The organism is Clostridium sp. AF27-5AA (assembly GCF_003478415.1).
GTDB lineage: Bacteria > Bacillota > Clostridia > Lachnospirales > Lachnospiraceae > Otoolea > Otoolea fessa.
In genome coordinates this window covers 130,964-157,766 of record NZ_QUFH01000008.1, presented here as the reverse complement: position 1 = coordinate 157,766, position 26,803 = coordinate 130,964, and the positions used below count along the sequence as shown (strand labels likewise).

The following is a 26,803-nucleotide window of genomic DNA, read 5'->3' as shown; positions in this document are numbered from 1 at the left end:
GAAAAGCGGTTCCAACAATAGCAAAACCCTGCAAAAGCAGGGCTTTGTCTACAGTCTGAAATTTCCACTCGATGAGTGGAAATTCTACAATACCTAAACTACTTCTTGAATTTATATTTTCCTTTTCCATGACCGGATACTGATTCAATAATGTCTGCCTTTAGCAAATTAGAAAGAAGTTTTGAAGCACCTGAACCTTTCAGCTCAAGAAGCTCCATAACTGCACTTCTTCCAAACACCTCATCAGAGCCAAACTTTTCAAAAAGTTTATGGATATGAACCGTCGTTTTCACCGAGAAGTCGCTGCCTTTTTCGGAAAGTACACTTTCAATATCCACTTTTTCATCTTGAATGTCCACTTTTTCATTTTCAATATCCACTTTTGCATCCCCAATGTCCACTTTTTCTTCATTCAAAAGTCCACTTATATGAAGATTTCGATTATGGAGCTCATTTTTCTCGTTCAAAAGCAGATTTCTGAGAAACGCTTCCAGATACTCTGTTGTTTCGTGAATACCTTTTTGCAGGTTCGTATAGTTTGCACGCACAAATGCATTTCTGAAATACCAGGCATTTTCTGCAAAAATATCATTGGTTGCAGAGAACCCAAGCGTCCTTACATAACAGTTGCCCCATCAAGCACCCATTCTTTCTTTGTGATGTTGTAATCTCTAATCTTTCCGGCGTGTTTATAAATGCCCGGAAAGAGTTTACGGTGGATAGAGATATACTCGTTTGGCGAAAATGAGAACGCTGTTTCAGAAAGAATTTCAGCAATACGGGACGAAACCTTATCTGCTTCTTCGGTACGCTCGTCATCGGACAAATGCACTGGTCTTGTTTTATAAAAAATTGCGTCCTATGAAACAAAAACTCAAATTTTCTATTTTTATCCCCAATACTTTCTATTTTAACTTTATCATATATGCATCTATTCCAAAACCACTTCGACGCAAACGGTCAAACTTCGACCTAATTGGTATCTGGGGATCAAAAAAAATGCCGCCTTACGCGACATTTTTCTGAATCCGAATCTTATATTTAATTTATAATCACACCTCCAGCTTCCGCTTCTTTGCCAGCTTCTTCATCTCCTCCGCATTCTGCCGCACGGTCTCGGTGATCTCCGCGCCGCCCAGCAGTCTCGCAAGCTCGTCCACCATCGCCTCGCGGTCTAAGGCGCGGATGGAGGTTGCCGTCCGTCCATCGGACGCGGATTTGCGGATCTCGAAGTGCTGGTCCGCCATCGCCGCGATCTGCGGCAGGTGCGTGATGCAGATGACCTGACGGCATTTGGAGAGGATCCGCAGCTTCTCCGATACCATCTGTGCAGTCCGCCCGCTGATACCGGTGTCAATCTCATCAAAAATCAACGTTGGAACCTGATCGGTCTCCGCCAGCACCGTCTTGATTGCCAGCATGATACGCGACAGCTCACCGCCGGACGCCACCATACCGAGCGGCCGAACCGGTTCGCCCGGATTCGTGGAAATCAAGAATTCCGGCTCGTCGATACCGCCCGCCGTGAAATGATCCAGCCGCCTAAACTCCATCTCAAACTGCACATCAAGAAAATTCAGTTCCCGAAGCCCGTCTGCGATCTTCTCCACCAGCTCTCCGGCAAACTGCTTACGCGCTGCTGACAATGCCTCGGAATGTTCTTTCAGTACTGCTTCCGCCTGTTCCAGTTCTTTTTCCGCCTGTTCCCGAAGTTCATCGTAATTCTCCAGTTCCTGCAGTCGCGCTTTCTTTTCTTCCAACGCCTGAAGTACCTCCGGGATCGTCTTCCCATACTTGGTTTCCAGGCTCCGGATCAGGTCAAGCCGCTCCTGTGTCTCCCGAAATGCCGCTTCGTCAAAGGTCATATCGTCCATATATCCGGCGATCTCCCTGGAAAGATCCGAAAGAAGGGAATCTACATCGCACAGCTCGTCACGGATCCCCTTCAATCCCTCGTCAAATGCCATCGCACCATCGATCTCACGGAACGCCCGCGACACCGCATCGCCGGACACCGCGTCATATGCCTGTGAAAGACTCTCAGTGATCCGTCTGGCATTGGAAAACCGCTTAAAATCGGCTGCCACCTTTTCCTCTTCGCCATCCTTTAACGCGGCATTTTCAATCTCCTCGATCTCAAACCGGCAGAAATCCATCTCCCGCAGTCTCGTCTCCTGATCGGATGCAAATGCGGCACATTTCTGTTTTAACTGCATATACAAGCGATAGGCAGCTTCCGTATTCTGTTTGAATGGGAGAAGTTTCTCCCCGCCATACGCATCGAGGATTTCCAGATGTTTTGACGCATTCACCAGCGACTGGTGTTCATGCTGTCCGTGCAGATCGATCAGAAGACCCGTGATCTCCCGCAGCCTTGCAGCCGTTACCGTCTCGTCGTTGATGCGGCTGATGCTCCGGGTCGGTGTGATTTTCTTAGAAATGATTAAAATTCCCTCTTCATCAGGGTAAACATCGTGTTCCTTCAGCTGCTCGCGCTTTCTCTCATCATCAATGGAGAAAACCAGTTCAATGTAGGCGCTGTCGCAGCCCCGGCGGATCATCTCTTTCGGTGCTTTTCCGCCCAGCGCGATCTGGACCGAACCGATGATGATCGATTTTCCGGCTCCCGTCTCACCGGTCAGAATGTTGAGTCCGTCCCCGAACTCCACCTCCGCCGAATCGATCAGAGCCAGATTTTTCACTCGTAAATGATAAAGCATCCGCTTTCCGTTCCTCCTTATCAGCGGTTCCCGCAAAAAATGTGTGAACCCACCTTCCCTCATCCCGCAATCAGCTTGCGGATCTTGTCCATCAGCACGATCGTATCGTCCACCGTACGGACTGCACACATGACCGTATCGTCCCCGGCGATGCAGCCGACAATCTCTGAAAAATGGATGGCGTCGAGCGCTGCCGCGACTGCCATCGCCATGCCTGACACCGTCTTGATGACAAGGATGTTCTGCGCCATATCCATGGAAACGAAGCTATCGTGCAGAATACGGGTATATTTATCATTGAACGCCGTCTGAGGATGGAAAACCGCATATTTCTGTCCGCCGTTTTCTGTCTGGATCTTAGACAGCTTTAACTCCCGGATATCCCTGGAAACCGTTGCCTGCGTGACATTGTATCCCTCTTTATTCAGATATTCCGCCAGCTCTTCCTGCGTTTCAATCTCATATTTTCCAATCAATTCCACAATCTTGCTGTGACGTTCCATTTTCATGGCTCTGACTCCTTTTATATCTGTTTCATTTTGTTCCGTATATTTTCCAAAAATGGCACCTGTTTGAGCTGAATCAATGTCGTCTCGATCTCTGATTTTGCTATCTCGATTGTATCACCCGGCTCAATATCAACCACCGTATCGCCGTCAAAGCTCAGCGAAACCTTCGTCCGCCCGGTCGTCTGAATCCGCAGGCTCAAATGGTTATCCGGCGGCAGAACGATGCTGCGCGAATTGAGTGAATGCGGACAGAGCGGTGTCAAGACCATCAGATCCGCCTCCGGCGCCACGATCGGACCGCCCGCTGACAGGTTGTATGCCGTCGAACCGGTCGGGGTCGCAACCACCATGCCATCCGCCGAATACTCGTTAAACAGCTGTCCATTGACAGCCAGCTCAAACCGGAACGCATCGATTCCCATACGGTTCAGGACGATATCATTCAACGCGATATCCTCCATGACGACCTTCCCGCCGGAAATCACGCACCCCTTGAGCATCATCCGGCTTTCCAGACGGTAGTGATCTTCCATCAGATCCCGCATGGCAGGCAGAATGTCCTCCTCATGCCCGATCTGCGTCAGATACCCCAGATGCCCCATATTGATGCCAAACAGTGGAATCTTCCGTCCCGCCAGATCACGTGCCGCCTGAATCAGCGTTCCATCACCGCCCAGACAGATCACACAATCTGTATCCTCCGGCACCGTCCGGCGATCGGTATAGCGGTATGCCGCAGCCACTTCTGCGTCCCTGCGAAGTCCATCATGGCGATCCAGACGGATGCAGCGGCAGCCCTGTTCTGCAAAAAAGCTGCAAATCAAACCGGCTGCCTCCTCTACGCGCGGCTTTTCGCGGTTTACAATCAGATAGAAATTTCTCATGTTTTGTCTAACTCCCTGTGAGCTTCCTCAACAACCTGTTCCGGTGAAACCGGACACTCTTTTTCCGCTTTTGCAAGTGCTTCCTCACCAGTCACAGTTTCCTCCGATGCCGGCTCCGGTTTATGCAGGTACAGGAGGTACTCGATATTTCCCTCCGGTCCCTTGATCGGGGAAAATTCCAGATTCCGGATCTCAAAACCGATCTCTGCCGCATATGCCATCACCATCTGAATGACCTCCAGATGCGTGCTCTTCTCGCGGACAACGCCCTTCTTTCCGACTTTCTCACGTCCCGCCTCGAACTGCGGCTTGATCAGTGCAACCACCTCGCCGCCCGGGCTTAAAATCTCCTTGACCGGACCTAAAACCTTCGTCAGGGAAATAAAGGAAACGTCGATCGAAGAGAAATCTACCGGCTCGCCGATATCCTCCGGTGTCACATAACGGATGTTTGTCTTCTCCATGCAGACCACACGCGGATCATTGCGAAGTTTCCACGCCAGCTGTCCATGTCCTACATCGACCGAAAACACCTTGACCGCGCCATTCTGCAGCATACAGTCGGTAAATCCGCCTGTGGACGCGCCGACATCCATACAGACCTTTTGATCCAGCGTCACTCCGAAATGCGTCATCGCCTTCTCCAGTTTCAGACCTCCGCGGCTCACATATTTTAAGGTAGATCCACGTACCTCGATCTTCGCATTTTCATCGAAGGTCGTACCCGCCTTGTCTTCTTTCTGATCTTCTACATATACAATCCCGGACATGATGATCGCTTTCGCCTTCTCACGGGATTCTGCCAGACCTCTCTTGACGAGAAGTACATCTAACCGTTCTTTCATTCTATGTTCTTCCTTCCGCTGCTGCCACTCTTTTGTTTCCCATCATGCTTCCGCGTCAGTCTCCAGCACACCTTCACGTTTCAGCTGCGCCAGAATCGAATCACTGTCAATTCCCAGCTCATTCCGGAGCACCGACACATTTCCGTGTTCGACGTAGGCATCCGGCAGCGCTATATTAACTACCTTGATCTGCGGATAATGCTTCTGTACATAATCCGTCACCCGCTCGCCGTAACCGCCGCGCAGGACATTTTCCTCCAGTGTCACGATCGTATGGTGCGTTCCTGCCAGATGGTCGATCACGTCGGTATCCATCGGTTTTACAAACCGCCCGTTGACCAGCGTACACGGCTGCCCGGCACTCTTTAATTTCTCCCGGATATGCTCTGCCGTGCTGACCATGCTTCCGACTGCCAGAAGCGCCGTCCCTCTCTCCTCATACAACAGCTCGCTGACGCCATACTCGACCGGTGCCAGAAATTCCTTCAAACCCCGGTACGCCTCGCCCCTCGGATAACGGATCGCAATCGGTCCATCGTAGGAGATGGCAAACTGCAGCATCTTTTCCAGTTCCCAGCGGTTTTTCGGCGCCATCACGCTCATATTCGGCACAGAGGAGAGGAATGTCAGATCAAAAATACCCTGATGCGTCTCCCCATCGCTTCCGACCAGTCCCGCGCGATCCACGCAGAACACAACCGGAAGATTCTGGATACAGACATCGTGAATGACCTGATCATATGCCCTCTGTAAAAAGGACGAATACACCGCCACCACCGGTTTCAGACCGGCTGCCGCCATACCCGCCGCCGAGGTAACCGCGTGTTCCTCCGCGATTCCCACATCGAAAAAGCGGCCCGGATATTCTTTCGAGAACCGTTTGAGCCCCGTTCCATCCGGCATCGCCGCCGTCACCGCCACGATCTTCGGATTTTCCGCTGCCAGACGGCAGATTTCTCTGGAAAATACATCTGTATAGCCCGGATGTTCCTTTTTCCGGAGCGGTTTTCCCGTTTCAATATCAAATGGTTCAACTCCGTGAAATGCCGACGGATTCTTCTCCGCCGGACGGTATCCCTTGCCCTTTTTCGTAATCACATGGATCAGCACCGCGCGGTTGATCTTTTTCGCCTCGCTGAAAATACGGATCAACCCCTTAATATCATGTCCATCCACCGGTCCCAGATACGTGATTCCCATATTTTCAAACCACATGCCCGGAATCAGAAGCTGCTTGATGCTGTTCTTTGTCCGGAGCAGCGTGCCGACCAGATCCGAACCGATCATCGGGATCCGCGATAACGTGCCCGCCACATTCTTCTTCAACAGATTGTATCCCTCATCTGCACGAAGATTATTCAGATACCGCGACATACCGCCGACATTTTCCGAAATGGACATATTATTATCATTTAAAACAATAATAAAATTCGTCTTGAGCCGTCCCGCATTGTTGAGCGCCTCATACGCCATGCCGCCGGTCAGCGCGCCGTCCCCGATGACGGAAACGATCGAATAATCCTCGCCCAGCAGATCGCGCCCCTGCGCCATCCCCAGCCCCGCCGAGATCGAAGTTGAACTGTGTCCCGTGTCGAACGCATCAAACGGGCTTTCCTTCCGCTTCGGGAAACCGCTCAAGCCCCCATACTGGCGCAGCCCATCAAAATTATCCTTCCGCCCGCTTAAAATCTTGTGCGTATAGGACTGGTGCCCTACATCCCAGATAATCTTATCTTTCGGAAGATTCAGCGCGCAGAACATTGCAATCGTCAGTTCCACCACGCCTAAATTGGACGCCAAATGACCGCCTGTCCGGCTTGTCGTCTCGATCAGAAACTCGCGGATTTCCGCCGCCAGCTCCTTGCGTTCTTCCTCGTTCAACCGTTTTACATCCTCCGGTCCTTTTATCGTATCTAATACCATTCTTTCATCCCCCAAACCGTTTTCCACATCCGCTGTCGTCCCCGGTCTTCGATTGGATTTTTTATTTTTCACGGCTGACCAGCATCTCGATCAGCTCTTCGAGGAATTCATTCTTTCCAGGCAGAGAATAGAGTATATCAACCGCCGTCTCCGAAAGCTGTTTGACATCATGCTTCGATTTCTCGATTCCCTCCAATGTCACATAAGTGGTTTTATTGTTTTTCTCATCGCTCAGAACCGGTTTTCCAAGCACCTCCTGGCTGCTGGTAACGTCGAGAATATCATCCTGGATCTGGAACGCCAGACCGATCGCCGCCGCCATACGCTCTACTGTCCCGCACTCAGCTTCGCTCGCGCCCGCCATCACGGCTCCGATCACCATCGACGCCTCCAAAAGTGCTCCCGTCTTTAAACGGTAGATAAAATCCAGCTTATCCTTCGGAATCGGCTGATTCGTCAGTTCCACATCCACCGTCTGACCGCCGATCATGCCGTAAATACCCGTTTTTTCGGATAAAATCTGGATACAGTGTCCCACCTTTGCCGCATCCGGCGTCATCGCAAATGCCTTTGCCGCCGTCTCGATCGCGTAAATCAGAAGGGCATCTCCCGCCAGAACTGCCATATCATACCCATATGCAACCCAGGTCGTCTTTTTTCCACGGCGGTACTCGTCATTGTCCATACATGGAAGATCGTCATGAATCAGAGAAGATGTATGAATCATCTCGATCGCCGCCATCAGCGGCTCAATCTCTTTTCCCTGACCGCCAAACAGACGGTATACCTCACGCATCAGAATCGGACGAAGGCGTTTGCCGCCTGCCTTCACACTGTAATTCATCGCTTCAAAGATCGTTTTCTGATGCCCTTCCTCTGCCGGAAGATAAGAATATACAATCTCTTCCGCTTCCTTGACTGCCTGTGCCAGCCGTTCCTTTGCATTTTCCATCTCTGTCACGCCTCCGTCTCCTCGCCGTTTACGACCATAATCTGTTTTTCAACCTTATCTATCTTTTCACTGCAGGCGCGGACCAGACGCATTCCCGCCTCATACGACGCAAACGATTCTTCCAGCGTACTGCGGCTGTCCTCCAGCGTCCGCATAATGCCATCCAGACGGTCAAACATTTCCTCGATCGAAAGTTCTTCCTTATTTTCTGCCATCGATCCTGCCTCCTGTTTTATCTAATATACTCTTGGAATCTTTCCTGAAAGAAAACGTGTTCTCAAATCTCTCTGTTATGATTCACACGCAACACAATGAACCACTTTTTACCCAGGCAGGTTTTCCTGATAAACCTCCCGGATCTCCGCCTCCACGCGTCCATCCGGCAGACGGACGGTCAGCGTATCCCCAGCTTGCAATCCTGTCACTGTCTCCACACGTTTTCCATCTGCATCCGTCACGAACCCATATCCGCCGCTTATCTTTTTTAACGGGGAGAGACCATCCATCCGGCTGCATACCAGTTCCAGACGATGGCGCAGATCGGACACCTTTTTCTCCATCTGGCGCGCCATCTTAACTCTCGCATCTTCCAGATACTGCCGTCTCTCATTTAACTGGCTCTGCGGACTGTGAAGCTGCAGGCGCAGACGAAACTGCTCCAGACGATAGGCATACTGCTCCGCCCTCTGCTCCATCCGCTTCGTCATCTGCTGTGCCGCCGCAATGCACTGCTGCTCAAACAGCTGGTAATCAAAAACCGCCAGTTCTGCCGCCGCCGAAGGAGTCGGGGCACGCAGATCCGCCACATAGTCCGCGATCGTAACGTCTGTCTCATGCCCGACCGCCGAGATTACCGGCGTCCGGCACGCAAAAATCGCCCGCGCCACACTCTCCTCATTGAACGCCCACAGATCCTCAATCGAACCGCCTCCGCGCCCGACGATCAGCACATCCAGATGCAGCGCATCCAGGATCTGGATCGCCCGCACGATACTCGGCGCTGCCCCTGCTCCCTGCACCAGTGCCGGGCAGAGGACAAGCTGCACGTAAGGGTTCCGCCGTCCCGAGATATTGATAATATCCCGGATTGCTGCGCCGGTGCTCGCCGTCACGATACCGACCGTTTTTGCATACTTTGGGATCGGCGTTTTATATTCCGGGGAAAACATCCCCATTTCTTCTAATTCATTTCTCAGTTTTTCAAAGCGCCGGAATAAATCGCCCGTGCCGTCCAGCGTGATCTCGCTGGCATAGAGCTGGTATCTTCCATCCCGCTCATACACTTCGATACTGCCCTTGACGACCACCTGCTGTCCTTCTTCCAGACGGAACGTAAGTCCCTTCCGCCTACTGGCAAACATAACTGCCTGCATCGCTCCCAGACCGTCTTTCAAGGTAAAATAAATATGACCGGACGTATGATATTTGCAGTTAGAAACCTCGCCCTTGACCGAAATCCGGTTCAGGGCAAAGTCCTGTGCGAACATATTCTTAATGTATGCATTAACCTGCGAAACCGAATATACGCCAGCCATCGCTTATACCAGCTTCGCTAAAATGCCGTTGATAAATGCCGGTGAATCATCGCCGCCGAACTTCTTCGCCAGCTCGACCGCCTCATTGATCGCTACCTTCTCCGGTACATCGTCATCGTGCTTGATCTCGTATAATGCCAGGCGCAGGATCGTCAGTTCCACCTTGCCCATACGGCGGGTAGTCCATCCCTGTGCAACCCCATCGATTGCCTTGTCAAGCTCCGGAAGCACATCCAGAATTTTCTCAACCTTGCTCTTTACGTATCCGCCGTCAAAGGTGTCTAACATCGGATTATGGATGATATCGCCGATTCCGCTCGGAACATCGTCCTCCTCTTTCGGCTCTGTAAAATATACATCCACCTGCTCCTGCATCTCATCCGTCGGGTAAAAATCCGCACAGAAAAGCAGCTTAAAGCAATGTTCTCTCAGTTCTCTTCTGGTCATACTAATCCTCCTGTTACCTGTTTCTATCCGTCTGATACGCCCGATTTGCTGCCTCGGTATCGCAAATATCCCTTTCGTAATCCGCTGCAATCGTTTTCTGAATATCCACAGTCTTTCCTGCATAATTGTTATATTTCTACTATTCTAATGTATCATTATACCGTATCCCCGGTTTTTTCACAAGAGTTTGAGAAAAAGAATCCGCCAAAGTTACTGTTCACGGGTAGGCACTTTTGGAACCGAAAGTGCCGTAAGAAAACGTGGTGGCAGCAGGAATTTGCCGTATTTAAATGCGAAGCCACGACAAATTCCGTCACTGGGCACGTATGCGTGAACAGTAACCCGCCAAAAAAGCGGCATCCCTGCTGAAGCAGAAACGCCGCTTTTATATCGTTTACAATCTTATCGATTGCTTATGCTATCCAATTTTTATTCATCCACGCTGTAGTTCGGAGCCTCTTTTGTGATGTGGATATCATGCGGATGGCTCTCTTTTAAGGATGCTGCGGAAATCTTGATGAAACGTCCGGTCTCCTGAAGAGTCGGAATATCCGATGCGCCGCAGTAACCCATACCAGCACGCAGACCGCCAAGCATCTGGAATACGGTATCTTCTACCATTCCCTTGTATGCAACACGTCCTTCTACACCCTCCGGAACGAGTTTCTTCGCATCGCTCTGGAAGTAACGATCCTTGCTGCCGTTCTCCATCGCTGCGATGGAACCCATGCCGCGGTATACTTTGTATTTTCTTCCCTGGTACAGCTCAAAAGTTCCCGGGCTCTCATCGCATCCTGCAAACATGGAACCCATCATGCAGACGCTGCCGCCTGCTGCGATCGCCTTCGTCAGATCGCCAGAATACTTGATACCGCCGTCTGCGATGATCGGAATGCCGTACTCTTTGGCAACTGCGTAGCAGTCCATAACAGCGGTGATCTGCGGAACGCCGATACCTGCTACGACACGGGTCGTACAGATGGAACCCGGTCCGATACCAACCTTGACCGCGTCAACACCTGCCTCGATGAGAGCTTTTGTTGCCTCTCCGGTCGCTACGTTACCTGCTATTACCTGCAGATCCGGATATGCTTCCTTGATCATTCTGACACAGTGAAGAACATTCTCAGAATGTCCATGTGCAGAGTCGAGAACAACTACGTCTACTTTTGCTTTCACCAGGGCTTCCACACGCTCCAGCACGTTTGCAGTGATACCTACTGCCGCGCCGCAGAGCAGACGTCCCTGTGCATCCTTTGCAGAGAACGGATACTTGATCTGTTTCTCAATATCCTTGATAGTAATAAGACCCTTGAGGTTAAAATCCTTGTCCACGATCGGAAGCTTCTCGACACGTGCCTTGGCAAGAATCTTCTTTGCCTCCGTCAGGGTGATGCCCTCCGGAGCGGTAACCAGATGCTCAGAAGTCATGCACTCTTTAATCTTCTTGGAGAAATCTTCCTCGAACTTGAGGTCACGGTTTGTGATAATACCAACCAGTTTTCTTCCCTCTGTGATCGGAACACCGGAAATCCGGAACTTGCCCATCAGCTCATCCGCATCCTTTAATGTATGCTCTGGGGATAAATAAAACGGGTCAGTGATTACACCATTCTCAGAACGTTTTACTTTATCGACCTCCTCAGCCTGCGCCTCGATCGACATGTTCTTGTGAATAATACCAATTCCACCCTGTCTTGCCATTGCAATCGCCATGCGGTGCTCTGTAACCGTATCCATGCCGGCACTCATCAGGGGGATGTTTAGCTGAATCTTCTTGGTCAGATGTGTCGTCAAGTTTACCTGATTCGGAATAACCTCAGAATAGGACGGCACAAGCAGGACATCATCAAATGTAATGCCATCGCCAATAATCTTACCCATTATATTACCCTCACTTTCGTAAATTTTAAACACTGGACATTGAAAACTGTCTGATGTTAATAATTGATTTTAGCAAGTTTTTTGAAATATGTCAACCGGAGAATAAAGGGGTTGACGATAGAATTTACTTACGCCATTTAATTAGCGTATCTTATAAATAATACCAATCAGATAAGTATTAATAATGCAGTCATCCTTAGCCTCATTTCCCTGCCAATTTTTTTACCAAAAAGGAAGGACTGCCACACCTTCGCATAGCAGTCCTTCTCTCCCCTGGCAGCTGCCTGTCAGAGATTCTTTCTATAAATTACCATTTTTATTTTCTACATTCGATACTGCATCTCTGATGTAACATCTTCCGCCATTTTCCGGCTCTCTTACTTACATCATGCCGCCCATGCCAGCGCCTGCTGCCGGACCTGCCGGTGCATCTTCTTTGATGTTGGCAACTGCGGACTCAGTTGTAAGCAGGGTAGATGCAACGCTGGTTGCGTTCTGCAGGGCACTTCTGGTTACCTTTGCCGGATCCAGGATGCCTGCTTCTACCATATCTACGTATTCCTCATTGTAAGCATCGTAACCTACGCCTACTGGGGACTCTTTTACCTTGTTGATGATAACAGAGCCTTCCAGACCTGCGTTTGCTGCAATGTGGAACAGCGGAGCTTCCAGAGCTTTCAGGACGATACGGCCGCCGGTCTTCTCGTCGCCTTCCAGTCCGTCTACTACCTTCTGAACTTCTGCTGCTGCGTGAACATATGCAGATCCGCCGCCTGCGATGATGCCTTCCTCAACAGCTGCCTTTGCTGCGGACAGGGCATCCTCCATACGCATCTTAGCTTCCTTCATCTCAGCCTCGGTCGCTGCACCAACACGGATAACGGCTACGCCGCCAGCCATCTTAGCCAGTCTCTCCTGCAGTTTCTCACGGTCAAAATCAGAAGTGGTTTCCTCAATCTGAGCCTTAATCTGAGCCACACGGTCTGCGATGGCTTTCTTATCGCCGCAGCCATCTACGATGATGGTGTTCTCTTTCTGAACCTTAACGGATTTCGCACGACCAAGCTGATCCATGGTAGTATCCTTTAATTCAAGTCCCAGTTCCTCGGAAATAACAGTACCGCCGGTCAGGATTGCAATATCCTTTAACATTTCTTTTCTTCTGTCGCCGTAACCCGGAGCCTTCACACCAACAACGGTGAAAGTACCTCTCAGCTTATTGACAATCAGGGTGGTCAGCGCCTCGCCCTCAATATCCTCAGCGATGATGAGCAGCTTGGAACCAGACTGTACCAGCTGTTCCAGCAGCGGCAGAATCTCCTGAATGTTGGAGATCTTCTTATCGGTAATTAAGATGTACGGATCGTCCAGAACGGCTTCCATCTTCTCCATATCAGTTGCCATGTATGCAGATACATAGCCACGGTCAAACTGCATGCCTTCTACCAGATCAAGCTCAGTCTTCATAGTCTTGGACTCTTCAATGGTAATAACGCCGTCTTTGGAAACCTTCTCCATCGCGTCTGCTACCATCTGGCCTACTTCCTCATCAGCGGAAGAGATAGCAGCGACTCTTGCGATATCTGCCTGGCTCTTAACGTCCTTCTTCATGCCTTTGATTGCCTCTACGGCTGCATCTGTGGCTTTCTTCATACCCTTTCTCATGATGATCGGGTTAGCACCTGCTGCCAGGTTCTTCATACCTTCGTTGATCATCGCCTGGGCCAGGACGGTTGCGGTTGTAGTACCATCACCAGCTGCATCGTTGGTCTTGGTTGCTACTTCCTTCACCAGCTGTGCGCCCATGTTCTCAAACGGGTCTGCCAGCTCGATCTCCTTCGCAATGGTCACACCATCGTTGGTAATGAGCGGAGCGCCGAAGGATTTATCCAGAACTACGTTTCTGCCTTTCGGTCCTAATGTAACTCTTACGGTATCTGCTAACTGATTTACGCCCGCTTCCAGGGCTTTTCTGGCTTCTACGCCATATTTAATTTCCTTTGCCATGGTTATCAACCTCCATAATTTTCTTGAATAAACGTTCCGATCAGCATCTGTCTTCCAGACATCCTGCCCATCGATTAACCGATAACAGCCAGAATATCATTCTGTTTTACAATGACATATTTCTCATTGTCCAGCTCAACTTCTGTGCCTGAGTATTTCGAATAGATAACTTTATCGCCAACCTTTACCTGCATCGTGATTTCTTTTCCATCTACCACTCCGCCAGGACCAACCGCGATTACCTCTGCCTGCTGCGGTTTCTCTTTTGCCTGACCCGGAAGAACGATACCTGATTTGGTCGTCTCCTCTGCAACTAACTGCTTTAATACAACTCTGTCAAATAATGGTGTTAACTTCATTATTGGCTCCTCCTTATCCATCCAAATTTATTTCATCTGATTGCTTTTCTTTCGTAATCAGATATGTATCTTCTTCTTACGAAGTATGTTATAACACGTTCTGTTAGCACCGTCAAGTGTTGAGTGCTAAAATTTTAGTAAATTTTACGGGGAGAACTGAAATATTCCATTTCTCCCCGTTCTATTAATTGCTCTCCTCAAATGCCTTAATCGCCGCAACCGTTTTCTCATAACACTCTTTTACCGCTGCAAAATCTGCCTCGTATCCGGTCAGTTCTCTGCCTCTCAGTTTTTCGGTCAGCGCTGCGCTTACCTCATAGAAGGCATCAAAGCCCAGGTTCAGACAGATTCCTTTCAGGGTATGTGCCGCGCGGAATGCTTTCTCCGCATCCTTTTCTTTTAATCCATCCTCCAGATCCTGAAAGCTGGAATCGCTCAGAAACTTGATGGCAAATTTTTCCACCAGCGCCACACCTCCAAAGCGTTTCTGAACTCCTTCAAAATCCCCGCCCATTTCTTTGTAGCATTCCTGAATTGTCATGACAGCCTCCTGTTATTTCTCTTCCTCAGTTTTCATACGGCTCAGCTCCTCGCCCGCAGTTCCATACTCTTTTTCAATCGCCTGCGTCACCGCGCCGAAAAACTTCTTCTGTGAATTGTCATAATGTTCAAATTTCTTATTTTTTCGCTCCGGATCACTCATCTCACTCCGGTATGCTGCCTCCTGCAGCTCCTTTTTAATAGGATCCTGAATCTCACACAGGCACTCAAGCAGGAGCGGGTTAAATGTACCACACTCTCCGTTGCAGATCATCTGCACCGCCTCCTCATGAGAATAAGCCTTTTTATAGACGCGCTCACTTGTCAGCGCATCATACACATCCGCCAGCGCCACCACCTGCGCTGAGATCGGGATCTCCTCCCCTTTTAGACCATCTGGATATCCTTTTCCATCATAGCGCTCATGGTGCCAACGGCAGATCTGGTACGCCACTTTCATCAGCGGCTCATCCTCATACATCTGAAGATTCGCAAGCATGTCCGCACCGATCACTGTATGTTTTTCCATGATCTTACGCTCCTCCGGCGTCAGACGACCCGGTTTATTCAAAATCTTCTCGTCAATTCCGATCTTTCCGATGTCATGCAGGGATGATGCCGTGCTGATCAGCATCCGGTTCGACCAGGACAAGGGATATTTGTCCGTCTTCTTGACGAGCTGTTCCAGAATCATCGTCGTCAATATATTAATATTGAGTACGTGCATACCGCTCTCGCCATTTCGAAATTCCACGATCTCGCTCAGAACACTGATCAGCATCCGGCTATTCTTCTCTTTCTCAAAAACCTGGTTCGTCACCATTGCCACCAGGCGGCGCTGTTTCGCATACAATTTGATCGTATTTAAGACACGCCGGTGTACAACCTCCATATCGAACGGGCGCTTGATATAATCAGAAACTCCCCACTCATACGCCTGCTTGATGACCTCGCCCGAATCTTCGCCCGAAATCATGATAACCGGGATATCCCCGATCAGGTTGTTGCGGTTCATGTATTCCAGAACCCCGAAGCCGTTCATCCCCGGCATGACGATATCGAGAAGAATCAGGGAAATCTTCGTCTCATAACGGTTCAGCATGTCGAGACATGCTGAACCATTTTCTGCCTCCAGAATCTCGAATTCGCCTTTCAGCATTTCTGAGAGAATCATACGGTTCATCTCCGAATCGTCCACGATCAAAATGCGGTAACGACTCGCATTGCGCCGCCCGGCTACCACGATCTCCTCCGGTGTCCACTGTCCATCTTTCTCAGTCACAATCATGTTCTTGGAGGTCTTCGCCTGATACATAAATTCGTCCGCCCGGCACATCGCCTTCCCGACTGTCTCCCCGTTCGTCAGCGTACCGCCGATGCTGACTGACAATTTCAGTTGCGGATATCCTTCAACACTCATGTTGCAGATCAGATCCTGTATCCGATGCAGCTTCTCAACAAATGCCTCCAGACTGATGCCCGGCATCACAAGCAGGAATTCATCCCCGCCATAACGCACCAAGCGGTCCGTCTTACGGATACAGCTTATAATCGCCGCCGACACCGTCACCAGCACTTTATCGCCCGCCACATGCCCATATATATCATTGTAGGTCTTAAAATCATCCAGATCGAGCATCGCGATACCGGCATCCATCCGCTGCTCTTTTAACTGATCTTCAAAATATCTCCGGCTGTAGCTCCTCGTCAGTGCATCCGCATACAGCTCGCGCCTGTAGTGTGCAAATTTCTTAACGAGTGCTTCTCTTCCCTCTGCGTCAAGAAGTGTCTCATCATCCAGACAGGAAATCATCTCCACCACACAGGGAACTCCATCCACCTCCAGATACTTCGCGATGACCTGATACATCTTCAGACCGATAAATTCAAGCTTCATGCACTGTCCCTTCATCGCAAGCGCGCGCTGTGCCGCACAATTCTCACAATTCTTTCCTTTTTCCCAGAACGAATAGCATTTGCAGTCCTCGGATCGGAGTTCCCCGTTCCTCACGTCCATCTTATGGAGTAGATCTTTATCTAAAATACGTACAACCGTAAATATCCTTTCCATCTGTGCAATCATTTGTTCCAATTCCTGCGCCGTCATCTTTGTATTCAAATTCATCATTTTATTTTTATCACCACCTAGCAAATATATAATTTTATTCTACATGATTTCCGGTATGACAACAAGCATTTTTCTCATGCTTCCTGTACATAATTACCGCCCCTGTGTTACTGTTCACGCATACGTACCCCGTAACACGTGATTCACACACTTCCCGTTGTTCACAAAAGATTCCCTTTATTTTTTAGGCGTTTCGTATTACAATAAGGATATCGAATCGTATAGAGAGGAGTATCAACCATGGCAAAAAAACATTTTGGTAAATTACTGACACTGGCAGCTATCGTCGGCGCTGCAGCAGCTGGTGTTTCTTACGTCTTACAGTATAAATCATTCCACAAGGAACTGGATGAGGATTTCCACGACTTTGAAGATGATTTCGATGATTTTGACGATGCCGGCGATAAAGAAGCTTCCAAGGCTTCTGATACAGCTGCCTCCGAACGCAGCTATGTTTCCTTAAATCCGGAGAAAAAGGAAGCTCCGGCTGAGACTCCAGAGGAAACTTCTGAACATTCTGAGGAAAGCGAAAAAGCTCCGGCTGATGCAGATGTCTCTTCCGAAGAACCAGTCAGAACAGAAACCGTCCGCGCAGATGCTCCGGTTTCCGAGGACGGCGAAGCTTCTTCCGAGAAAGAGGATTCCGACGCAGCCCCGGATGACAGCACAACCGTGACGGTTGAGGAAATCACAGAATAACACAGGAGGATTCTTTGCATGATACAAAGTCTTCTCCGCGCGATGGAACTTCTGGAACTTTTAAAAGAAGCCAACCACAAATATTCCATCGCAGAACTTTCCGAATCAACCGGGCTTCCGCCCAGCACAATCCACCGGATTTTGCAGACATTTTGTGAAAAAAAATACGTGATCCGCGATGAACACGCGCACACCTACCAGCTTGGTCCCGCCCTCATCTCTCTCGGTCGGGCGGCGGCTGACAATGTGCGGATTCAGGATGCGGCGCTTCCGATTCTCAAGAACCTCTCCTACTGTACCCGTGAGGATTCCTATCTGATCATCCAGGTTGGCGACAAGGGACTGGTACTTGACAAAACGGACGGTCCGAACCACCTCAAGGTCGTCGAAGAATTTGGCTATGAGATGGATCTGCACTGCGGTGCGATCCGCAAAGCGCTTCTGGCTTTCCAGAGCGACGAATACATCCGCCGCTATCTGGACACACGCTTAACCCGTCCTGAGGCATTTCCAAAGGCGGATCCCGCAGAATTGGCAGAAGAACTCCGCACCATCCGTGAGAAGGGCATTGCCGTTTCCCACGGCGAATACGTCCCGGATGCAGTCGGGATCGGTGCTCCCATTTACGGTATTGACGGACGCATTTCCGCTTCGGTCGGAATCATCGCACCGTATTCCCGTATTGAAGATGACACACATCTTCTGCACCTGCAGGATCAGGTCCGCCACAGTGCGGCAGAATTATCCTATTATATGGGACATACATTTAAGCAGGAGAAATAAAGGAGATTTCACTTTATGATTAATAAACGCTTATTTTTAGCAGGCTTAACAACCGGTCTTCTCTCCCTCTCCGTCGCTTTCCCGGCGATGGCAGGAAGCTGGAAAAATGGAGCTGGTGACAATGCTGCCCGCTGGTGGTACGACAACGGTGACAACACCTGGGCGGCAAATGGCTGGCGCTGGATCGACGGCAACCAGGACGGCGTCAGCGAATGCTACTATTTCGACGCCGAAGGCTGGCTTCTAACCTCCACCACGACACCGGACGGCTACACTGTAAACGCAGACGGCGCCTGGACGGTAAACGGCATCGCTCAGAGCCGCCAGACCGCGGCTTCCAATGAATTCGATAACGAAAGCTGGGACGATTTCCAGAACAGCTCCTCCAAAAAGACGAAAAAAACAGCCACCAGCTCCAGCAGGACGCCAGATTCCGGAAGCTCTGACTCCAGCACCGGCTCATCCGAAGATTCTTCCAGCGATGATAGCAGCAATTCCAACGGAAGCTCCGGCAGCCACAGCAATTCCGCCAGCTCCGGTCCGTCCAAAGAAACCTCTTCTACCTCCGGAGACAAAAAGCCGGATGCTCCAAAGAAGAACTCTAAACAGGAACCAGACAGCGGCTACCGCCAGGGGTCTGTGACGGATGAGAAAATTGCAAATAATAGTTCTTCTGACTCCGCAGAGGAATAAATAAACGTGTGCCGCAAGACACACAAATAAACGCCCCCGCAAGGAAATCTCCTGCGGGGGCGTTTCTATCTCATCATTCAGTTTCCCAAACGAATCTTCTATTATTTCTGAAGTGCAAGGACGTCAGCGAATGCCTGAATAGCAGTGCTTGCCTGACCGAAGTCTCTCATCTGCTGGTCGATACCCAGTTTGATGTGCGGAACACCTGCATCGTTCAGAGCTTTCTTCAGGTACGGATACTCCATCTCCTCCGGATCACAGAACTGCTGCATGAACAGTACCAGACCCTGAGCGCCGCTTTCCTTAACCATGTTAGCTACGAACTCACCACGACGGTTCTTGTCAGATTCCGGATCGTACAGAAGTACTTCGTAATCGATGTTAGCGAACTGTTTAGCCAGTGCTCTAACCGGATCCAGCTCGTCTTCCGGAGCGTCTACACGGAAGGAACGTGTCTCATGTGCTACATCATCTGCAGCGATAGCGATGTTGTTCTCTTCGAAGATAGAAAGCAGCTTCGGATTATCACAGATAATACCGGAGGTAACAACCTTGGTTCCCTTCCAGTCACAGACAGGAAGTTTAGCCAGCTCTGCGTTCAGCTCGACAAGCTTTGCAGTGTATTCCGGCTTCTCCATGAAGTAGAATGCCTTCAGAACTGCGGAACGTTTGGTTGGTGTGATAACATCACAGTGCTCGTTAGCCAGTTTTACGAACTCACGGCGAGCTGCACGGCTCTTGTTGTATACAACGATAGCATCCTGGATGTCAGAATCAGTAATCTTTCTTCCAGCGATTTCTTCCAGATCAGCTTTAACATGGTTGTACTGATCGATACAGAACTGAAGACCAAACTCTTCGAAACGGTTCTGCGGATGAGCTAAGAAGATAACTTTCATCTTGTCGCCCATAGCTACACGGAAGTTCTGGCTCATCGGACGAAGAGTATCACAGATAGTAGGTGTGATAATACCGTCTAACTGATCCATAGTTCCATCCAGCAGCATCTCCAGAGCTAACTGAGCGATGGTGCAGTAGAAAGTAGCGCAGTACTCTTTTGCACGGCTGATGGTCTTAGTGTTGGAACCCCACATACCCATCGGAACGATACCAGCGGCATATACAAGCTCTTCCGGAGCGTAGTAAGGAAGAACACCAACTACTTTTTTGCCCTGAGCTTTATATTCAGCAAGCTGCTGCTTCGGAGTTGCAGCTTTTACCTTAAATTCTTCTAATAATGCGTTAACACTCATGGTTATTTAGCCTCCTTTGCCTGCTTATTTGCTTCCATTGCCTCAACCAGACCCTCTACACGAGTCTCGTACTGAGCAGCATTGAAGTTACGCGGGTCAGCCTGATCGCCGTCGAAACCAGCACACGGGATACCCAGGTCAGCAGTAAAGCGACGCTGCATCTCAGCCATGTAACCACTCCACGGTTTACAGCTTCTGTTGTAGTGAACCAGAACGCCATCTACCTTGTTATCACGGCAGATGCCTTCACGCCAGTCAACACCCTGCTCGATGCAGACAGAGTTCGGAGCTTTGTAGTAAGCACGAGCCATCTCATCGATGTTGTTGTAAACGAAACCGAATGCCGGAGCATATACAACGGCAGTAACGTTTACACCGTGGGTCTTCAGCGGTTTGAACAGAGCCGGCAGTTTCGGCCAGCACGGAATACCCTCGAACATAACACGGTATTTCTCCGGGAACGGAGTTGTGGTCTCACCCTTCTTAACTGTCTCTTCCAGGTCTTTTGCAAGTAATTCAAAAGCATCACCAGCAGCTACAGTAGCACGTGCAGTTACAACGTCTGCCATGTGGTTGAACAGGTCAAATCCACTATATGGAGCCGGTTTGTACTGCAGGAAATCACAGACTTTCAGCCAAGCCTTAGCGGTACGGTTAGCGTTTGCACAAGCCTGCTCGAACTTCTTCTCGTCGAACTTCTTGCCTGTCAGCTCTTCCAGCTGTTTGATCGCTTTGTCGAACTGAGCGCGAACATATTTAACATTCTCATCATGAACTTCTACTGTATTGTTGTACGGGATATCGATCATGATCAGCGGAATGTTACACATACGAGCGATGTTCTCATACCATTTTGTCATACAGTTACAGATGTTGTTGCAGCAAAGAACGAAATCCGGCTGCGGAATACGCATCTGACGAATCGGAGAAATAGCCTCAAGACGTTTCTCTTTTTCCGGACCATCCGGGAGTTTTTCAATCTCAAGTAGGTTGTCCAGCTGCAGATACGGAGTCTGAGTCTTCGGATCCTTCTTCGGTTTTCCGTCTTCACCCATCACTACGTTGCCGTCAGCATCTTTTAATGGTTTACCTGTGCTCGGATCGATGATGTATTCACCAGTCTCCGGATCATACTTACGGGATACACGTACACCAGCTGCATATGCAAGGCTGATACGAGCGTAACCGCAGATATCGTTGTCATATCCAAGATCCTCAGCTGCCTGGCACATCAGCTCACCATAACGGTTAGCTGCGATACCAGCTGCCTGGTTCTCCGGATACATAACGTGTAAATCAAATGCTGCTGCAAGCTCACACGGGAATTTGGAAGAAGACCATCCAACTAACTCGCCTCTTGCTTTGGCCTCACGCGCCTCTTTGTGTACGTCATCTACGACTTTACGAAGCGCAAGAACACCAGGACTAACTTGTTTTGCCATAATAATTATCCTCCATTCTTAAAAATTAACTTAGTTACTTCTGACGGCTGGCTACCTGATATGCCATCAGGGCTGCGCCAAGCGCGCCGTTATACTGTGTCAGCGGGGATGTACAAATCTTTACGCCAAGCTCAGCCTCAAGCGCATCTACTACGCCCTGGTTCTGAGCCACACCGCCTGTCATAACGACATCCGGCACTACACCGATTCGGTGGGCAAGACCCGTGACACGATGAGCCACTGAACGATGAATACCGGCAATAATATCACATTTATCCGTTCCCATCGACAACTGGCTTATAACCTCACTCTCTGCAAAAACCGTACAGGTGGAACTGATTCCTACCTGCTTCTTGGACATAGCGCCAAGACGGCCTAGATCACTTACCTCAACTTCGAGAACGCGAGCCATAACATCCAGAAATCTTCCGGTTCCGGCTGCACACTTATCGTTCATCTGGAAGTTTGTCATGACACCTTCCTCAACGCGAAGAACCTTCACGTCCTGACCGCCGATGTCAATTACGGTATGAACCTTCGGGAAAAGGAAATAAGCGCCCTTTGCATGACATGACAGCTCACTCATCTGCTTATCGGCAATTCCGTCCATCAGAGATGTACGTCCATAACCGGTAGCCAGTGTGAATGCCATATCTTCTTTCTTGAGACCTGCATCTTCCAGAACTGCCTCGATGGCACGGCTTGGACCGCTGGTACCTGCTCCAACGTCAATCAGAGACTTACCTACGATCTCCTTGCCATCCTTCAGGATGATACATTTGGAAGCTGTAGAGCCTACGTCGATACCTAAAGTGAAAATTTCGCTCATGATGTATCTTTTTCCTTTCAATACTGACTTTCTATGCCTGATTTTTGTTTCAACGATGTTTTGGCAGATCCGTGCTATCACATCGTCTCCACCCATCATAATACCACAAAATCAACTAAAAGTCGCTGTAAAATCTTGAAAATGTTATAAAATAATTCTTAACAAAACTATTACTTATTACTTATCTGCCTGAGTATACCAATAAATCGAGCAAAGGTTCCAGTTCCTTTGCCCGATTTATCTGCAAGCATTCGGCAAAACGGTTCATTTACAGTCATACAGACAAGCCGCTTCGCCAGAGCCTCACACTATTCACACTATCAATTTGTTACTTATCACTATTTACACTATCACTGTCAGCCGCGTACTTACGCGCCTTCTCTTTTTAAAATGTTATCTTAGCGGCACCTATCACAATGCCGTTTTAATTTGATAATTATTTACCGTAGTTGATGAACTCACGAGTAGATCTCGGAGCCAGCATCTGATGCATCGGGCAGATAGCCTGAGCATTCTGATAATAAGCCTCGGTAAATGCCTGGATGTACGGACGAAGATCGGTCAGATCTACGATCTCATCAACCATACCCTGTTTTGTACAATATTTCGGACGAGATTTGTCTGTGTACATCTGGATCATAGCGTTCATCTTGTCGATGATCGGCTGAAGCGGCTCGCCAGCTTTTTTAGCTTTAACAAGCTTTCTGGAGTACATAGCGTTTGCAGCGGTCTCACCCGGCATTACGTAGTACTCGCAAGCACCTGTACCGATAGAGAATACGTTGGTGTTGTTGCCCTGCGGACCACCCAGAACGTAGTGAGCAGCAGCACTTGCCTTACGAAGAGTAACCTCCAGAGACGGAAGCTTAGCATTCTCGATAGAGTAGATCAGGGACTGACCTAAACCAAGCAGCTCTGCCTTCTCAGCGTCATCGCCTACATCGATACCTGTGGTATCCTGCAGCCAGATAACCGGTGTCTTATCACGAGCACACAGAGTAACGAACTCGTTCATCTTAATCAGACCCTGACGATACAGCTTACCACCGATACCTACAGAACCCTGTTTGTACTCCGGATAGTTCATGAGTAAGCCCTGTACGTTAGCGATAACACCAACCAGAAGGCCGTTAACTTTTGCAAGACCAGCAACGATCTCCGGACCGTAGCCTTTCTTGTACTCGAAGAACTCACTGTTATCGAACAGACGGCCGATTACATCGTAGATGTCGTACGGACGTTTCTGGTTCATCGGGATGATGCTGTACAGATCCTCAGCCGGAAGCTGCGGAGCCTTCGGGCTGTCAACACGGAAGAACTCCAGGTTGAAGCACGGAAGGTAGTTGATGTACTTCTTGATTCCCTCGATAACGCCTAAATCATCCTCGTAAACTTCACGGAAGAATCCGGTCTCATCATAGTGGATCGGCACGGAACCCGGAGCCGGAACGTGATGTTTGCTGTTCTCGATCTGAGCGTTAACGATCTGCTCTGCTGCTTCCTCATCGATGTAACCCTTCGGGTTCATACCGGAAAGGATACCAGCGCCACCAACTGCCATGTTCGCATCTTTATGAGCGATCAGGATAGTCGGGGAAATGCTGTGGTAACCACCACCTGCCGGGTTGGTTCCGTAGATACCTACGATAACCGGAACACCAAGCTGGTTTAACTCAGCGTTGCGGAAGAACGGTGTACCACCACCACGACGGTTCGGGTATACTTTGTCCTGATTCGGGAACTCAACGCCTGAGCAGTTTAACAGGTATACTAACGGCAGATGCAGCATCTTAGCGGTATCTGCAGCACGGAGCAGGTTATCTGCCTGTCCCGGAACCCAAGCACCAGCCATCTTCTTGTTATCAGAAGCGATGATGTAAACCCATTTGCCATTTACACGGCCAAGACCATTCAGAACGTTAGTTGTCTGGAAACGGTTGTCTTCCGGATTGTAAAGGCTGTTTAACGGGCACCATGTACCTGGATCGATCAGGGCGTTGATACGCTGTGTAGCAGAAAGCTGTCCACGTGCGTTTAACTTCTCTTCGGTTGTGATACCAGCATCAAGAGCCTGCTTAATGGACTCATGGATGTCGTTCTCAACAGCCTTCAGTTCCTGCTCGTTTTCCGGATTCGGATTAACCAGAGCTTTACCAACGGTAGGCATATTCTGGAAATATCCTGGCATTGAATACATATTCATGTCTTCTTTTCTCCTTATAAAATAAAAAATAAAAATGGTTATAAATGAATTGCTTGCGGGACAGTTCGTCTCCTGTCCCGCCTGCAATCAGTAACTAATTAATCGACAGAAATGATATCTGTCTTGATTCCCTATGGAAGGCTAATTACTTAGTCTCCTTCGGAACTTTGATGAATGCCTGACCTGGGTCGATCTCTTCACGAATAACGCGGATGATCTCCGGATCCGGACCTTCCATCAGCTGAGCTCTGGAGGTATCGATCTCGAAACCAGTGTTCTCCTGAACCATTTCCGGAGAGGAGAATGGATAGTAGTAAGCCAGGTACATTCTCTTGGTCTCTTCGTCGAATTTCATGATACCAAGATCGGTAACTACCATCTGCGGTCCACGGTTGCCCGGAAGACCTGCTCTCTCACGTCCGCCAGGGCCGTCCATCCAGCCACAGCTTGTGATGTAGTCAACATGCTCCATGAATCTTCTCTTCTGATGCTGCATCATGATGATGGTGTTGCAGAAGGTAGCGATTCCGTTTGCACCGCCAGAACCGGTGAAACGTGTGGTAGGTTTAACATAATCACCCTTACCAAAGATACAGGTAGAGTTAACGTTTCCGTACGGGTCGATCTGAGCGCCACCGATGAATGCGATCATACGATCAGCATCATGTAACCACTCATTAGCCTCGAAACCTACGAAACGAACGTTTGGCCACTGTACTGCACAGTGAGCCATGAAACGGTTGTCACCTACAGAACGCGGAACCTCGATCGGAGAACAATCCATAAGACCACTCTCTACGATCGGATGGCAGCTCGGGCAAACAACACGTTTTGCCAGGGATGCACCGATTAACGGAAGACCGGTACCAACGATAACGATCTGATTTTCTTTAATATTTTTTGCGATGGCGTAAGCCTGCATTTCCTGCTTTGTATACTTTGTATAATCAGCCATTTTAGATTTTCCCTCCCTCAATTAATGTCTGGTAGAATAGCCAAGATGCGGCTCATTCTTAAGGTTCATGAGGCGAGCGCCGCCCAGTACGTTGAGCAGATCATCCTGATCCTTGCATCCATATACATACTTCTGAAGGTAATCCTTGAAGGTCTCCGGAATCTTGGTGCCGTCAGCAGCATCTTTTGCAGCCTGTGCAGCAACTTCTGCAGCTTTTGCAAGCTTCTCATCTTCCGGCTTAGCAGCAGCAGCCTTAGCAGCTTTGTCTGCAGCCTTCTGAAGCTGTGCCTTAGCATCCTCAGCGTCAAGGTACTTGGAAGCCTTGTCGTACTCTTTCAAGCCCTTATCATCATCATCATAATAGCCGTAGCACTGTGCCGGCCAAGCACCGTACGGTGCACGAACAACGGCGTCTACACACTCACCAAAGATTCTTGTCTTGGTTGGGTCACGACGGATATACTCATCACTTACGATCTCCTCGCAGGTAACGATACAACGTTTTGCAGCTACAGCGATATCTACGTCATGGAACTCATCACCATCGATGATACAGGTTCCATCCGGAGATGCCTGCTGAACATGGATGATAGCGCAGTCAAGCTTCGGAACCGGAACAGCCAGCAGCTTCTCGCCTGGCTCAAGCGGGTTCTCGATCTCTACGCATTTCAGGTTGTCAACACCTTCCATGGTTCTTCTCTTCTCTTCGCTGATACCCCAGAACTTAACAAGTCCGGAGCCCTGCATCATACGTACCGGCAGGTACGGAAGACCCAGAGATGCAGCATGAAGCTGAAGCATCAGAACGTCCTGAGAATAATCCTCATATGTAAGCTCACCCTTCTCGATAGCTGCACGGAAACGACGAGCTACGTTGGTGTAACCAGAGTTTGCAGTATAGCAGTTGATGTAGGCTCTCACACGGCCCTCACCGATTAACGCATCCCAGTCACCACCTGCCGGGCCAGACCAGCCTACAAAACCAGTTTTACCCTGACGAAGGATCTCGTAAACTGCTGCATACGGTTTACGGTTTGTTGTAAATCCGCCGAGACAAAGTACATCGTTGTCACATACATACTTTTCTACGGCATCGTGTAAAGACATTACTTTATTAGCCACAATAAAGCCTCCTTTAAAAAAATTTTCTATAACTACCTATATAAATAAGTAAAAACGGGATCCGGTACTTCCGGCGCTGCGGTCTTTCGCA

At 49.3% G+C, this 26,803-nt stretch carries 24 protein-coding genes; 3 read left to right on the top strand and 21 right to left on the bottom strand.

Annotated elements, in window-relative coordinates; genetic code table 11:
- Positions 1–98 precede the first annotated feature (98 nt).
- The 15 genes from DWY89_RS14815 to DWY89_RS09700 all read right to left on the bottom strand — a co-directional run bounded on the left by DWY89_RS14815 (position 99) and on the right by DWY89_RS09700 (position 16,733).
- Complete coding sequence (locus tag DWY89_RS14815; RefSeq protein WP_333491431.1) at positions 99–548, bottom strand: hypothetical protein; 450 nt, start codon at positions 546–548, stop codon at positions 99–101.
- Positions 549–1,052: 504 nt separating this feature from the next.
- A complete protein-coding gene (recN, locus tag DWY89_RS09765) occupies positions 1,053–2,720 on the bottom strand; it encodes a DNA repair protein RecN (protein WP_118524635.1) in 1,668 nt (555 codons plus the stop codon).
- 59 nt (positions 2,721–2,779) lie between these two features.
- Complete coding sequence (gene argR, locus DWY89_RS09760; RefSeq protein WP_022359930.1) at positions 2,780–3,229, bottom strand: arginine repressor; 450 nt, start codon at positions 3,227–3,229, stop codon at positions 2,780–2,782.
- A gap of 14 nt (positions 3,230–3,243) precedes the next feature.
- Positions 3,244–4,113 carry an NAD(+)/NADH kinase gene (locus DWY89_RS09755; RefSeq protein WP_022359931.1) on the bottom strand — a complete coding sequence of 290 codons (870 nt, stop codon included), beginning with the start codon at positions 4,111–4,113 and terminating at the stop codon, positions 3,244–3,246.
- Entirely contained in the window at positions 4,110–4,958 is an 849-nt protein-coding gene (locus tag DWY89_RS09750) for a TlyA family RNA methyltransferase (protein WP_118524634.1), read from the bottom strand. The genes DWY89_RS09755 and DWY89_RS09750 overlap by 4 nt, the downstream gene beginning before the upstream one ends.
- Before the next feature lie 42 nt (positions 4,959–5,000).
- Positions 5,001–6,881: a 1-deoxy-D-xylulose-5-phosphate synthase gene (gene dxs, locus DWY89_RS09745; RefSeq protein ID WP_118524638.1), complete on the bottom strand. Its 1,881-nt coding sequence runs from the start codon at positions 6,879–6,881 to the stop codon at positions 5,001–5,003.
- Between the two features lie 61 nt (positions 6,882–6,942).
- The gene (locus DWY89_RS09740; protein ID WP_022359934.1) at positions 6,943–7,833 is read right to left on the bottom strand and encodes a polyprenyl synthetase family protein; all 891 of its coding nucleotides are present in this window, start codon (positions 7,831–7,833) and stop codon (positions 6,943–6,945) included.
- A 5-nt stretch (positions 7,834–7,838) separates the two neighbouring features.
- The gene (gene xseB / locus DWY89_RS09735) at positions 7,839–8,048 is read right to left on the bottom strand and encodes an exodeoxyribonuclease VII small subunit (protein ID WP_022359935.1); all 210 of its coding nucleotides are present in this window, start codon (positions 8,046–8,048) and stop codon (positions 7,839–7,841) included.
- Positions 8,049–8,156: 108 nt separating this feature from the next.
- Positions 8,157–9,368, bottom strand: coding sequence for an exodeoxyribonuclease VII large subunit (gene xseA, locus DWY89_RS09730; protein WP_118524633.1), 1,212 nt, complete (start codon positions 9,366–9,368; stop codon positions 8,157–8,159).
- A gap of 3 nt (positions 9,369–9,371) precedes the next feature.
- On the bottom strand, positions 9,372–9,815 hold the full coding sequence (gene nusB / locus DWY89_RS09725) for a transcription antitermination factor NusB (protein WP_107000295.1): 444 nt from the start codon (positions 9,813–9,815) through the stop codon (positions 9,372–9,374).
- 429 nt (positions 9,816–10,244) lie between these two features.
- Positions 10,245–11,699 carry an IMP dehydrogenase gene (guaB, locus tag DWY89_RS09720; RefSeq protein ID WP_118524632.1) on the bottom strand — a complete coding sequence of 485 codons (1,455 nt, stop codon included), beginning with the start codon at positions 11,697–11,699 and terminating at the stop codon, positions 10,245–10,247.
- Between the two features lie 381 nt (positions 11,700–12,080).
- Positions 12,081–13,706, bottom strand: coding sequence for a chaperonin GroEL (gene groL, locus DWY89_RS09715; protein ID WP_022359939.1), 1,626 nt, complete (start codon positions 13,704–13,706; stop codon positions 12,081–12,083).
- Between the two features lie 74 nt (positions 13,707–13,780).
- Entirely contained in the window at positions 13,781–14,065 is a 285-nt protein-coding gene (locus DWY89_RS09710; RefSeq protein ID WP_022359940.1) for a co-chaperone GroES, read from the bottom strand.
- A 184-nt stretch (positions 14,066–14,249) separates the two neighbouring features.
- On the bottom strand, positions 14,250–14,606 hold the full coding sequence (locus tag DWY89_RS09705; protein WP_118472080.1) for an Hpt domain-containing protein: 357 nt from the start codon (positions 14,604–14,606) through the stop codon (positions 14,250–14,252).
- A 12-nt stretch (positions 14,607–14,618) separates the two neighbouring features.
- Positions 14,619–16,733 carry a diguanylate cyclase gene (locus DWY89_RS09700; RefSeq protein WP_333490942.1) on the bottom strand — a complete coding sequence of 705 codons (2,115 nt, stop codon included), beginning with the start codon at positions 16,731–16,733 and terminating at the stop codon, positions 14,619–14,621.
- 240 nt (positions 16,734–16,973) lie between these two features.
- Here DWY89_RS09700 and DWY89_RS09695 point away from each other — a divergent pair, with 240 nt between their 5' ends.
- The 3 genes from DWY89_RS09695 to DWY89_RS09685 are packed head-to-tail and all read left to right on the top strand — an operon-like array spanning position 16,974 to position 18,908.
- The gene (locus DWY89_RS09695) at positions 16,974–17,432 is read left to right on the top strand and encodes a hypothetical protein (protein WP_118524631.1); all 459 of its coding nucleotides are present in this window, start codon (positions 16,974–16,976) and stop codon (positions 17,430–17,432) included.
- Positions 17,433–17,450: 18 nt separating this feature from the next.
- Complete coding sequence (locus DWY89_RS09690) at positions 17,451–18,215, top strand: IclR family transcriptional regulator (protein ID WP_107000299.1); 765 nt, start codon at positions 17,451–17,453, stop codon at positions 18,213–18,215.
- 15 nt (positions 18,216–18,230) lie between these two features.
- The gene (locus DWY89_RS09685) at positions 18,231–18,908 is read left to right on the top strand and encodes a choline-binding protein (RefSeq protein ID WP_118524630.1); all 678 of its coding nucleotides are present in this window, start codon (positions 18,231–18,233) and stop codon (positions 18,906–18,908) included.
- Between the two features lie 101 nt (positions 18,909–19,009).
- Here the strand turns inward: DWY89_RS09685 and hgdB are convergent, their stop codons facing one another.
- The 6 genes from hgdB to DWY89_RS09655 form a co-directional block, all read right to left on the bottom strand.
- Positions 19,010–20,161 (bottom strand): (R)-2-hydroxyglutaryl-CoA dehydratase subunit beta, encoded by a 1,152-nt coding sequence (hgdB, locus tag DWY89_RS09680; protein WP_118524629.1) that lies wholly within the window; start codon positions 20,159–20,161, stop codon positions 19,010–19,012.
- 2 nt (positions 20,162–20,163) lie between these two features.
- A complete protein-coding gene (gene hgdA, locus DWY89_RS09675) occupies positions 20,164–21,603 on the bottom strand; it encodes a (R)-2-hydroxyglutaryl-CoA dehydratase subunit alpha (RefSeq protein ID WP_107000302.1) in 1,440 nt (479 codons plus the stop codon).
- A 34-nt stretch (positions 21,604–21,637) separates the two neighbouring features.
- On the bottom strand, positions 21,638–22,432 hold the full coding sequence (gene hgdC / locus DWY89_RS09670; protein ID WP_118524628.1) for a (R)-2-hydroxyglutaryl-CoA dehydratase activase HgdC: 795 nt from the start codon (positions 22,430–22,432) through the stop codon (positions 21,638–21,640).
- A 436-nt stretch (positions 22,433–22,868) separates the two neighbouring features.
- Positions 22,869–24,635, bottom strand: coding sequence for a carboxyl transferase domain-containing protein (locus DWY89_RS09665; RefSeq protein WP_107000304.1), 1,767 nt, complete (start codon positions 24,633–24,635; stop codon positions 22,869–22,871).
- Between the two features lie 145 nt (positions 24,636–24,780).
- Positions 24,781–25,590 carry a glutaconate CoA-transferase subunit B gene (gene gctB, locus DWY89_RS09660; protein WP_107000305.1) on the bottom strand — a complete coding sequence of 270 codons (810 nt, stop codon included), beginning with the start codon at positions 25,588–25,590 and terminating at the stop codon, positions 24,781–24,783.
- Between the two features lie 21 nt (positions 25,591–25,611).
- A complete protein-coding gene (locus DWY89_RS09655; protein WP_022359951.1) occupies positions 25,612–26,712 on the bottom strand; it encodes a CoA-transferase in 1,101 nt (366 codons plus the stop codon).
- Positions 26,713–26,803 lie beyond the last annotated feature (91 nt).